1 protein-coding gene and 1 pseudogene are annotated in these 14,290 nt (G+C 40.9%); both read left to right on the top strand.

All coding sequences use genetic code 11. The features are described 5' to 3' along the window. Nucleotides 1-42: 42 nt before the first annotated feature. Nucleotides 43-1,975: pseudogene (locus tag ACFFHT_RS04535) on the top strand (nitric-oxide reductase large subunit). A 706-nt stretch (nucleotides 1,976-2,681) separates the two neighbouring features. Further along, a complete protein-coding gene (locus ACFFHT_RS04530; RefSeq protein ID WP_382373871.1) occupies nucleotides 2,682-14,183 on the top strand; it encodes an Ig-like domain-containing protein in 11,502 nt (3,833 codons plus the stop codon). Nucleotides 14,184-14,290 lie beyond the last annotated feature (107 nt).

Genomic DNA, 14,290 nt, shown 5'->3' with positions numbered 1-14,290 from the left:
TTATAGGGTACATAAAAATTTTAACTTATGGAGTGAGTTTAAATGGGAAAATATAAAAAGCTGTGGATCATTCTCTTTACCACACTAATACTAACTTTTACTTTATTAGGATATATCGGTGTAGAAGTTTATCGTCAAGCCCCACCAATTCCTGAAGCCTATGTTACGCAAGATGGAAAAACAGTTATCAGTAAAGAAGATGTATTAAAAGGACAAACTGCGTGGTAGACAACAGGCGGTATGGAATTAGGGGCATTATTAGGTCATGGGGCTTATCAAGTACCAGACTGGACGGCTGATTGGTTGCATAGAGAATTAATGGCGTGGTTGGATATCACTGCCAAAGCTCAATTTGGTAAACCTTACCAAGATCTTGATAAGGGAAATCAGGCCTTCTTACAAGTTGCACTACAAGAGGAGTATCGTCATCAGAGTAGAGTGAATGAAGTGGGGAAAGTGGTTCTCTCGCCAACCAGATTGCAGGCGATTGCAGAAACTGCGAATTACTATATCAAACTTTATGGTGATGATCCGACAATGTTATCTACTCGCGAATCTTTTGCGATGAAGGATAATACTTTACCAAGTTTGGAAGCACGCCAACATCTTACGGAATTTTTCTTCTGGACAGCATGGGCTGCATCAACAGATCGTCCAAATGTAGAAGTTACTTATACTAATAACTGGCCGCATGAACCATTAATTAATAATGTTCCAACCACAGAAAATATTATGTGGTCGTTTATTTCGATTGTGTGTTTGATTGCTGGTGTTGGTTTCTTAGTTTGGGGTTATTCTTTTTTACGTAATCACCAAAATCAAGAACCGACACCACCTGCAACTGATCCATTACTAAAATTAAATTTAACACCATCACAAAAAGCATTAGGCAAATATGTATTCTTAACTTTAGCGTTATTTGTGGTGCAAGTAGCATTAGGTGGCGTATTAGCACGCTATACTGTAGAGGGACAAAAATTCTATGGTATTGATATTTCTCAGCTATTCCCAAATTTGTTGATACGTACTTGGCATATTCAAACCGCACTGTGTTCTGGATTGCAACAGGTTTCCTTACCGCAGGATTATTTTTAGCACCAATTATTAATGGTGGAAAAGATCCTAAGTACCAAGCCTTTGGGGTAAATTTCTTATTCTTAGCACTATTAATAGTCGTTCTTGGTTCTTACACAGGTAATTTCTTTGCTTTAAGTCATCAAATCCCAACAGAATTAAATTTCTGGTTTGGGCATCAAGGTTATGAATATTTGGATTTAGGTCGTTTCTGGCAAATTCTATTATTCGTTGGTTTTATTGTTTGGCTATGGCTAATGTTGCGTTGTACACGCAATGCGTTTAAACAAGGGAGTGATAAAAATTTACTGGCTATCTTTATCTCTTCGATTGTCGGTGTAGGTCTATTGCTTGTTTTACTTGGTCATGAAGCATATGAACATTGGTCATATCAACATGCAACACCATGGATGAAACGTTTACGTTGGCCATTAATGTGCTTTGTAGCGGTGGCATTCTGGAATATGCTTGGTGCAGGAGTATTCAGTTTCTTAATTAATCCACCAATTTCACTCTTCTATTTACAAGAATTAAATACGACCGCAGTGCATGCACACGCAGCATTATTTGGTGTGTATGGCTTCTTAGCGTTAGGGTTTGTTCTGTTAGTGGTACGTTACTTAAAACCAAACTTTGAGTTTAATGAAAAAGCAATGACAGTAGGTTTCTGAGCAATGAATTTAGGGTTAGTGTTAATGATAGCGATCAGTTTATTGCCAGTGGTTTATATCAAGTTTCTGCAAGTATCGGTCAAGGCTTATGGTATGCGCGTAGTGAAGGCTTCTTACAACAAGATTTCTTACAAACCTTACGTTGGCTGCGTACTATTGGCGATATTATCTTAATCTTCGGTGCTGTGTTATTTGCGTACCAAGTTACTAAATTAACGTTTAGTCGTTGATAAAAAAGATTTACTTTACATATCTGAATTCAGATATGTAAGATCAGCCCATTATATGGGCTGATTTTTGCCATCTAATCATTATTGAAAGCATAATAATTAATCAGATTTAAGTATAGCCACTTTTATTTAAACTATGTCTATGTTCTATTGTCATAATAGAAAGTACTTAGTACTCCCCACATTTCCCAATTTTCTTAAAGATATCTTATAAATAAAGAGAATATTTATTTGGAAAATGAATAAATATTATTCTGTATTTTTACTCAAATAAAACTCAAAAGCTGAAATCTTAATTGATTGTTTATTATTCAATAAACGTTTTTTTAATAAACTAAATTTGCTAGATATTACTTATTAATATGATAGTTATTACTTATTAATGTAATGCTTAATAAGAAATTTCGTATAACCACTTACTATTAACAACGGTAAGTTTAAGTAAATAATTTTTGTTTTTTATTCCAATAAAAGGATTTTATATATTGGTTGTTAATTTATTGTTAATTTATTTTTTTTTATTTAGTAATTCTAATTTTTTTTATTTGTTAAGCATTAGATATCTGTTAAAGATTTAGGTATAAGTCTTTAAGGAATAAGTATATTGCTAATATTCACAAATAATATAAAATCCCCCCCCCCTTATTACTAAGAATAATATTAAGAGTGTTATTTATTAAAAGTAACTATAAAGGAAGGAGCGTATATGGCTTTATTACTTATTGCAAAAAAATCTGGGAAGCAAGTTAATTTATCAAAATTAGCTAAAAGCGGGAAATATACCGAATTGGCTGTACCAGGTGAAGAGTATTATTTAATTGATTCAGCCACGGGGAAAACACCTGAGGATGTGAAAGTCTCTCGTAAAGGAGATGATCTTATTATCAGTAGTGAAAAAGAAAATATGGAGGTCATCATCGATGAGTTTTGGCATGAATGTTCTCCTAACGATCAATGTTATGCAATTTTTGATGTGCCAGCAACGGAAACAGTAGAAGCTGGTCAAGTAATTGTTACTCAAACTGGTCCAGATGTCAGTGCATTTGAAGCTGGTATGGTAGGTATTTTACCTGAAGGACATACAATCAGTCCTTGGATTTATGCAGGACTTGGCGGAGCGGCCCTATTAGGTATTGCAGCTGGTGCTGGCGGCGGTGGTGGTGGTAGCGGTAGCAATAGCAATAGCGATAACCACAGTAGCAATAATAATAACAATAGCAATAACGGTAGCAATAGCGATAACCACGGTAGCAATAATAATAACGATAGCAATAACGGTAGCGGTAACAATAATAGTAATGGTACTAATGTTGATAGAGGTTCGAGTTTAGGCAGTCATCAGACTCCAATAGATACAGTTGCCCCTTCTGCACCAACTGATGTACATATTTTCCAAGGTAAAACTATTTCTGGTAAAGCAGAACCAGGTAGTACTGTTCAAATCACTGATGACCAAAACAATGTAATTGGCATAGGCACAGCTGATAACAACGGTGATTTTAGTATTACAGTAGATACATTGGACAATGGTGAAGCAGTGAAGGTAACTGCAACAGATAATGCAGGTAATACTTCTGATCCTACAGAGGCTATTGCGGATACTGTTACTCCACAAGCACCGACAGTGAAGGTATCTGATGATGGTACTAAAATCATAGGTACAGCTGAGCCAAATAGCACAGTCAATATTGATACTGATGGTGACAATATACCAGATGCAACTACTACAGCTGACCAAAATGGTAATTATGAAGTTACACCAGAAAAACCATTAAAAAATGGAGAAACAGTAACTGCTACTGCGACTGATAATGCTGGTAATAAGTCTGAACAATCAGATTCTGTAACTGCCCCAGATATTACACCGCCAGTAGTACCGACCTTGAATGCACCAGCTGATGATGCTTATCTCAACAGTGACGAGGGGACATCCATTAGTGGTAAAGCACCAAGCGATGCGACAGAAGCTGTACTTTTGGATAAAGATGGTAACCCAGTTAAAGATGCTCAAGGTGATGACATTACTGTGCCTGTTGAAAACGGTACGTTTACATTTAATAATGTCCCAGATGGTGACTATACTGTTGCTGTAAAAGATGCCGCAGGTAACCAAAGTACCAAAGACAATCCAAAAGTGACAGTGGATACCGAAGCACCTACAGCACCAACCTTAAATGTACCAGCTGATGGTATGGTTAATGCTGACGAAGCCAAAACTGCCAAAGAACAAGACAAAGGCGTCATTAGCGGTTCTGCACCAGATGCCAAAGGTGGTACAGCGACATTGTTAACCTCAGATGGCACACCTGCCAAAGATGAAAAGGGTAATGATATTACTGCGCCAATTGATGACAATGGCAACTTTAAATTTGATGATGTACCAGATGGTAAATATAGCATTGGTGTAACAGACCCTGCAGGCAACACAAGTAATCCAGCAGACAATCCAAAAGTGACTGTAGATACTACACCACCAGATGCGCCACAAAATGTTACTGTTAGCGATGATGGTACAACTGTGACTGGTAAAGCCAAACCAGGTGAGACTGTTGTTGTAACAGATAAAAATGGCAACCCAATTAGCCAACCAGTACAAGTCGATCCTGATGGTCATTTTGAGGCGACTTTGGATCCTGCATTAACCCAAGGTGAAGAAGTCAAAGCAGTAGCTACTGACGACGCTGGTAACAAATCTGAACCTGGAACAGGTACCGCACCAGTTATTGCGCCAGAAACTCCAGTCATTACATTCACCCAAGATACTGGCTCGCCAAAAGGCTATTTGAATGCGGCTGAGTTGCAAGACAAAAATACTGTTGACGTTAAAGTTACTAATGTTGATAGCAGTCAACCAATTACTGTAACAGTAAATGGTACGCCAGTTGATAAGCCTTCAATTACATACAATATTGACAGCACTGCAACCATTAACCTTCCAAAAGCAGATGTTGATGGCAAAGCCATTGAAGTGTCTGTACCGAATCCAAACGGCGATACAAAACCAATTAGCAAAACTGTAAATGTTGATACAACAATACCTGTTATTGATAGTGTTACTGTAGACAAAAATGTTGATGGCAAACCAACAGGCGTTACGGTGACTTTGAATGGTAATGTTGATAGCCCTACTAAAGTTACTATTGATACCAATAACGATGGTAAACCAGATTTAACTGGTGTTATCCCAACTGGTAGTAAGAGTGTAACCATTCCAGTAACTGATCCATCTGTATTAGGCAAAGGTGATGATGTAAAAGCTACAGTTGAAGATGCTGCAGGTAATAAATCTCAACCTGTTACAGCAGACGACGTTGTTGCGCCTACACAACCAACTGTCAAATTGGGTGCAGATAACCAAACTGTTACAGGTAAAGCCGAGCCAGGTAGCACTGTAAACATCGACACTAATGGTGATGGTACACCTGAAAAAACAACCACAGCAGATAAAGATGGTAACTATAGCGTAAAATTGGATAAACCATTAACCAATGGCGAAACTGTTACTGCATCTGTTACAGATGATGCAGGTAATCCATCTCCAAAAGCAACGACTAAAGCACCAGATACCACACCACCAACAACACCAAAAGTGACTATTGCTGATGATGGTAAATCTATCACTGTTACGACTGATCCAGGCAGCAAAGTCCAATTGGATACCGATGGCAATGGCGAACCAGATTTGACCGCGATAGAAGATCCTGCTAATTCTGGTACATTTACTGCCACCCCAACCACGCCGTTGATTAACAAAGAAACTGTAACGGCTACTGCAACTGATAAGGTGGGTAATAGTTCACAAGCTACTGCTACTGCACAAGACAAAACACCACCAGTAGCCCCAACTGTAGATAAAGTTGAAAATATCAATGATTCGACAGTGGTATCTGGTCAAGCTGAACCAAATAGCACGGTGACTGTAACAACACCAAATGGCAAAGAGTTCACTGATACTGCAGATCAAGAAGGGCACTTTGAAATCCCAGTTACACCGCAATTGTCTAATGGCGAAGAGTTGCAAGTAACAGCAACAGATGACGCTGGCAACACATCTGACCCAGTGACGACTAATGCACCAGACACTACAGCACCAAATGCACCACAATTGGATGCACCAGCTAATGATAGCGATTTGACTGCTGCAGATGTAAAAACTCAAGGTAACAGAGATATTTCTGGTACAGCCGAAGATGCCAAAGGTGGTACAGCTACATTGTTGGATAAAGATGGCAAGGTTGTTGCAACAGCACCTATCGATCCAGAAACTGGTAAATTCACCTTTAAGGATGTTTCTGATGGCGATTATCAAGTTGGCGTAACAGATAAAGGTGCAAATGGTCAACCAGGATTGCCAAGTGCGACAACTACACCAGTTACAGTCGATACCAAAGTACCAGGCGATGCTTCAGACGATGGCAAAGCAGATACTAGTGCTGCCGAAAAACCTGTGGTGACAATCCTTGACAACAATAGTCCTGCTGACGGTATATTGAACCGTAAAGAAATTGGTAAAGATGGCACAGTATCTATCGATGTGAAATTGCCTACCAGCAATGTGAGTGTTGGTGATGAAGTTGTTTTGGTGGATAACCAAGGTCATACTTATACCAAAGTATTGGAAAAAGCTGATATTGATGCAGGGAAAGCTACATTTACAGGTGTTTCTGTTGGTCAAGATCAAAAAGATTGGACATTGACAGCCAAAGTAGTAGACCCTGTGGGTCAAGAGTCTGTACCATCTGATATTACTAAAGTCTTTATCAATCGTACTATTGATGGCGTACCACGTGTGGAATATCCACAAGATACCAATCATAATGGTGTATTACGTGTAGGTACCGATGGCGAAATAGAAAAAACACCTAGCAAGGTTGAGGCTAAAATCGTCTTACCAAATAACATGGCAACTGGCGATAAAGTGAAAGTAACCATCAATGGTGAAGTAACAGAATTGTCTGTAAAAGTTAGTGAAGATAATGTTACTGTTGGCGATCATAAAGTCGCAATTAGCGATGGTGAACAGTACATCATAATCAATGCAGGCGTGGTTGATGTTAATGGTGTAAATCAAACTAAAGTCAAAGCAGAATATGTGCCAAATGATACTTCAAAAGCACCAGTACCAGCAGAAAAAGTATTAGTTGTGAATGATAAGTATCCAACAGGTGCTCCAGAATTGATCATTGAAAAAGCTGAAGATGGTGCAGTGAATGCTACAGAAGCGAAAGATGGGGTTATTGCCAAAGTGGCATTGCCAGAAGGTACACAAGTCGGTGATATTATTACCTTGACCAACCAAACAACGGGCCAACCATTGGTGGAACCACATACTGTAACAAAAGCTGACCTAGATGCTGGTAAACCTGTAGAGATCACTATCCCAGCTGCTAAATTGACTGATGGTTTGAATGTACTCGTTACTGCAACAGTAGCAGAACCAACAGTAAACGGTGAGAAAGGTCGTGAATCTGAACCATCGAATGCGATTGAGTTTACTGTAGATACAACTGTTCCTGGTGGTGCAGACAGCCCATTGGATAATGATACTTATGGTGATAAAGCACCAGTCATCACATTCCCACAAGATACAGCATTGCCAAAAGGCTATTTGAATATTGCCGAAATGGGTAACCAAAACAATACTGTCAAAGTCCACATTTCTATCCCAGAGGGTAGTAAAGTAGACGACAAATTGGTATATACTGTAAATAAAGATACAGAACAAGAAGTAATCATCACAAGCGATATGCTTAGTAACGGTTACACTGCGTCTGTAACAGCACAACAAGGTGATTTGAACGTATCTGCTTATGTCAAAGATGCTGCAGGTAACCGTTCTGTTGCTGGTACTGGTAAAGTAAATCTAGATACCGAAGCACCAGAAGTTCAGAGTGTGACTATCTCTCCAGATGGTTCAACAATTACTGTAAAAGCTGAAGCAGGTAGCACAGTTAAACTTGACACCAATGGTGATGGTACTCCAGATTTGACTGCGACAGAAGATCCTGCACATTCTGGTACATTTACTGCTACTCCAACTAAACCATTAACCAATGGTGAAACTGTTAAAGCAACTGCTACCGATGCAGCAGGTAACACTTCTCCAGAAGTTGCAGACAAAACAACAGCAAAAGCTAAAGATACTACAGCACCAGAGGCACCGACTGTCCAAGTTTCTGCTGATGGTAAAACAATTAGCGGTACAGCCGAACCAGGTAGCAAAGTAACGATTACTGTTCCAGGTGTTCCAGGTAAAGATCCTATTGTTGTAGAAGACGTGCCAGCTAATGGTCAATATAGTGCTCCTGTTGCAGGCGACCCATTAACGAATGGTGAAACTGTTACAGCAACAGCAGAAGATGATGATCACAATGTATCTAAACCAGGTACAGCAACTGCACTAGACTTACGTGCGCCAAATATTGCATTGACCAATGCTGCTAGCGACGGCAAAATTACTGCCGCAGAATATGCAGCTGATGGCAATACACGTAAAGTGACTGGTACAGTCAAAGATGGTGCGGACAAGCTTGTAACCTCTGGTACAGTAGAGTTGTTGAATGAACAAGGCACTGTTGTAGGTACAGCCAATATCAATCCAGACGGTACATTTAGTGTCAATGCACCAGTTGATGGTAAGTACACCGTACAAACCACTAGCCCAGCAGGCGTATCTAGCACACCAAAAACTGTGAATATCGATACTGTTGCGCCGACAGGTACACTCACTTTGACTTACAGTGATGATACCCAACCGCAAGACAATAAGTTGGAACGTAACGAAATCGGTAACGATAACGTGATCCATGTGACAGTCGGTTTGGAAAACATGGAGGGCTTAAAAGAAGGTGACACAATTGCTCTAATAGGAACACAAACGCCTAAGGATGGGGCAGAGACTACAATTCAAACATCAGATGGGCAACGTATTGAGCACCAATTAACTGCTGATGAGATTGCAGCGAAAAAAGTGGTTCTTGATGTTACATTGCCTGCAACAATAGATGCAGTGCATGCAGAAGGTGAAATATCTTTAACTGCTGGTGTAACTGATGGTGTTAACAAATTTGTAAGTACTAACGCTGACATTGACTATAACTGGAATGTGGGCAGTGAATCTGTTGCTATCACTTATACCAGTGATGCCAATGGCGATAATAAATTGGTTGCTGGTGAAATCACAGATAACAAGGTACCGGTACGTATCAACTTACCAGATGGTATTGATCTTAGTAATGGTGATACCATTAAAGTTATTATCAATGGTAAAGACTATCCAGTTACACGGGATATGATTCAAACATCATCTATTGTAGGACCGACAGATTCAAATAACAAAGTTGATACTTTTGTTGTAATTAATGCTCCTGTAACTGCTGCAACCAACGAAGTTACTACACATGTTGAAGTGAAAATCAATAAGAGTGGTGAAACACCTCGCATTGCCGATGCAACAATTGATATCGACCGTTTGGTACCAGGTGACAACTCTAACGATGGTGTCGCCGATACTGGTCCGTCTTTGCTTATCCCAGCAGCGACAGATGGTTACTTGAATGCTAACGAATTGAAAAACGATCCAAACGCTACTACTATCCCTGCCAAAGTGACTTTACCAGCAGGTGTAGAACCAGGCGACCATATCATTATCAAAAATAGTGATGATGTTATTACAGATTACACCATCCCAGTAGGTACCAATACTTCAGCAGGTGTTGTGATTGAGGTTCCTCTTCCAAAAGATAAATTTGCTGCAGAAGGCGATTACGCCTTGACCGCTACCGTGAAAGAACCGGGCGATGCAGGTCGTGAGTCTAAACCATCAAATACAGTTTCTGCGATTGTAGATAAAACGCCATCAGGTACGCCTGTTTGGACAGATAGCAACGGCGATGGCTATGCCGATAATGGCGTACTTTCTGGTACAGTACAAAATGCCGGCGAAGGTGACAAAGCTACATTGTTGGATGCCAACGGCTCACCTGTGATGAAAGATGGCAAACCTGTAACTGCCGATGTAGATAGTACTGGTAATTTCTCATTCCCTGATATTACTGCCGACGGTACAGCATACAAAGTCCAAGTAACCGACAAAGCAGGTAATGTCAGCACACCAAGTGATGCTATCAAGTTGGATAATGTTTCTCCAGCCCAACCAACTGTTACATTGACAGAAGATACTGGTACAGCAGGCGATAAAATCACCAAAAATGGTGAATTGACTGTTGGTAATGTGGATTCAGCCAATACTAACAAAGTCGAGTATCAAAAAGACGGCGACGATTGGGCTCAATTAAGTCCAAATGCTGACGGCAAATATGTCTTGCCTGAAGATGGTACTTACAATGTACGCGTAACGACTACAGACCCAGCAGGTCATAGCGTAACTAGCCCAGTGTTGGAAAATGTTGTACTTGATACAACTGTAAATGCACCATCATTAGCAGCTAATAATGACGGTACAGCAACATTGACATTGCCAGTTGAACCAAAAGATGGTGACACTGTAGAAGTGACTGTAGGTGATGGTACACCTGTAACATTGACATACAATGGCTCAGCATGGACATCGTCTAATAACGATAGCGTGACTGTCAATCCAGATGGTACTACAGCTACTACAGCTACTGTGAAAAATGCCGGCGGTCAGACAGTTCATGCAGTTGCCAAAGACCCTGCAGGTAACGAAGCCGCTGCTACTGATGTAAGCGTTGCTGCAGTAGTACCTGATATTCCAGCAGAGTTTACTGTGACTATCAAAGACTTGACAGAAGGTGATAAACCAGCATTGAACACAAAAGACAACGAAAACAACACCATCGATACGATTGGTGCAGCAGCATTAAGTGGTGTGTTGTCTGTAAATGGTCCAGCAGGTACAACTACAACCTTGACATTGACGTCTGCCAATGGTGCGACAGTAACTAAAGAAATTACCAACAATGGTTCAGATCAGACAGTTGCGTTGACTGTTGCCGATGTTCAAAAATTATTGACTGGTACAGAAAAACCAACAACTGCTCAAGTGATTGGTAGCCAACCACAAGCGATCAAAGTAGATGCAGTAACTTCTAATGGCGAAACTCAAAGCTATAACGATGTATTCAACATTAAATATGGTTCTGATAAATTCGACTTGATCCCATTGGTGAACAATGCAACAACCAATGACGCTGCGGTTATTGGTTATTATGAAGCAGTGCTGAACGGTACTGAATCAGCAATGACTCAATATGGTTCGACTTATGCGACTAACATTCCGTATAAAATCTATGCACCAAGTGATGCACAAATTGGTGACAAGATTACGTTCTACAATGCAGGTCAACCAGTCACAATCACATTGGATACTCAAGCTAAAGTAGATACGTACAAAGCGGGTAAAGAGTTGACTTACAATTTTGACATCGATCCAAGCAAAACTGACGGTCAAGCGTTGACGTTGAAAGCGACTTACACATCAAAAGGGGGTGAAGCAACAGCGATTGAACACAGCTACTGGTACGATGCGTTTGCACCAGCTGTTACTGTAGGTGCAAAAGAAAACACTGCGACAGTGAACTTGCCAACTGATGCCGATGCAACCACTGTAACCATCACAACATCAGATAACAAAACTGCGACTTTGGTGAAAAATGGCGATAGTTGGGATGTTCAAGAGGGTAGCGACTTTACACCAACTATTAATGGTAATATTGTAACAGTCAGCGATTTGACAGTAGGTACAACAGTAACAGCAACTGCTACCGACAAAGCTGGTAATACATCTGCACCAGCAAGCGATGTAACAGAAGCTGCACCAACAGTGATGTCTATCGACAGTGCTTCTATCACAACAACAGATGAAAACAACTTTACAGCTAATGTTGTTGATACTTCAGGCACCGAAATTGCCTACGACTACACTTTGGCAGATCCTTTAGACACTACGAAGAAAGTCAAAGTTGAGTTGATCAACAAAGACACACAACAGGTTGAAAAAACTGTAACTCAAGACATTACAGAGGATACAACCCACTACACCGGTAAATTCACCGACTTGACCCACAAAAATGGCGTCAACTATGAAGTGAAAGTGTCTGTAGCGGATGATGCAAATATTGCACCAAAAACTACCCAAACTGTACGTGTAGACAACGTTTCTGATGCCGATGAATCATTAGATGGTAAAGTAACTTCTACCAACAATAGTGTGACTGTTGACGGTAATACCGAAAACTTTGGTACGCCACAAGCAGACAAAGTCCACAATGTTGGTAACAAAGCTGTTGCTAACCCGAAACTCGACTGGTTGATGCGTTGGGAAGACGATGCGAACCCATATTATGGCTGGGCTGCCGGCGATAACGACAATGGTAAAGAATACCATAGCGACCATGCTGTAGGTTGGGCAAATACAACGGATAACGACGCCCACTACTATACTTGGAATGGCGACAACACTCGTGGCGATATCATCAATGTTGCTAAAGTCCGCACTGATGATAGCTGGAGTGATGCAATTATCCAAGGTGTAATTGGTACAATTGGCGGCGATAGACGTTTTGATTTGAATACGCAAGCCGGCGGTGCCGACTATATCCAATCGGAAGCGATTGTTGGTAACACACGAATCAGTACCAATGAAGGCGATGATACTATCCGTACCAAATTCTTGTCTGGTACCAACAACAGTTGGAATATCAACTTTAACGGTTCGCAACAGTTCTTTATGGGGGACGGTAACGACTTGATTGATATCACCAGCACAGCATACGATACTGGCTTGACCGTGGCTGGTTCTCAAGGTGTGTCGTTGCACTATACCAATGCTAAATTTGATATGGGCAGTGGCGATGATACCTTGAAGATTGCTGGTACTGTCTTGGCAGGTAACGAAACTTCAGCCGGTAACTACTTCAACCTCGGCGCCGGTAACGACGTGATGACCACAGGCAAAATCACTTCCCAAAATGATGACACCTGGGAAGGCAGCAATATCATCAACTTGGGTACAGGCAACGATAAATTGACTGTCAATGGCGATGTTGCGGTAGATGGCGGTTTCTCACGCTTTGCGCTTATATCCGAAGACGGCAGCGATGTCCAAATCCATGGCTCGTTGAGCGGTAAAGTCGCAGCCTTGATGGGCGATGGCGATGATAAAATGCGTATCGATGGCAACCTCTATCTTGGTGGTACCAGCGGTCAAGCCAATGATATCGAATGGTTGTACGATATGTTCCGTGGCAATGAAGAAGCCGCTGCTTCCTCTAGCTACAGAGAAAACTTGTACCAGGACTATAATGACTATGGTATGTCGTACTACCGTACATTCTATGGCAATATAATGAGTGGCGGTAATATGAGCGGAAGCCATACCGAATTGGAAGATCAAATCATCGCACACTTGCAGGCAAGCGCTGCCAGAGCCGGCGGTAGAGGTACCGATTTTGGCAACGGTATTTGGGATAACAACCACTACACAGCTGCGCGTATCGACTTGGGTGAGGGTAACAATAGCTTTAGCGTTGGCAGCAGCACAACCGGCGCACGTATCATCAGTGGTAATGGTAACGATAGCATCGTGTTGGGTATCACTGGTCAAAATTTTGCCGGTGAAATCAATAACACCCGTATTTGGACTGGCTCGGAAACCGCAACAGCCGACAAACCGGATACCGACTTGGTAATGTTGAACAATGTAAACAGCAATAACCTTGTTTACACCGGCGCAGGTAATGACGATATCCAACTGTACAACGTTAAAGGCACCAACAACTGGATTCACGCCGGTGCCGGCGACGATATCATCGCTCTGTATGGTAAAGTAACTAGCGATAACACCAACATCATTGATGGTGGTGCTGGTCATGATAAAGTCATTATTGGTAATGCTGGTGATGATAGACAAGATAACTTTGTAGTTGGTGGTAACAATTCTGGTTCTACCCAATTGTGGGGTATGGAAGAAATTCTATTTAACTCTTCCAATGTGGGTGATAAGGTCAGAGTGAATGCCACTAAGTTGAATGATGAACATCAACTTTATATCAAAGGTACTGAAAGTCTGGATGCGACTGCGTTGGGTAAAAACAAGGTTGAGATTACAAACGATTGGACATCGGCAACCTCAGACCAAATAGGCTATAAACTTTATACCTATAGCCACGACAACGTAACGGAGAAATTATATATCGATGATCATATTACCACGATGATTATCTAATTAACCGTATCTACTGATAGATAAGTAAACCCACCCTACTTCGGTATGGTGGGTTTTTTTATATTCCTTAATTAAGCAAAGACTGAATAACGTTTGATTGAGATCAG

The organism is Gallibacterium melopsittaci, from assembly GCF_042433085.1.
Lineage (GTDB): Bacteria > Pseudomonadota > Gammaproteobacteria > Enterobacterales > Pasteurellaceae > Gallibacterium > Gallibacterium melopsittaci.
Note: the sequence above shows the minus strand (reverse complement) of the source record. Positions and strands in the feature narration are given on the sequence as shown.

Bases quoted from the DNA above. Each gene is read 5' to 3' on its own strand.
- ACFFHT_RS04530 (WP_382373871.1), top strand. From the start codon at position 2,682: ATGGCTTTATTACTTATTGCAAAAAAATCTGGGAAGCAAGTTAATTTA.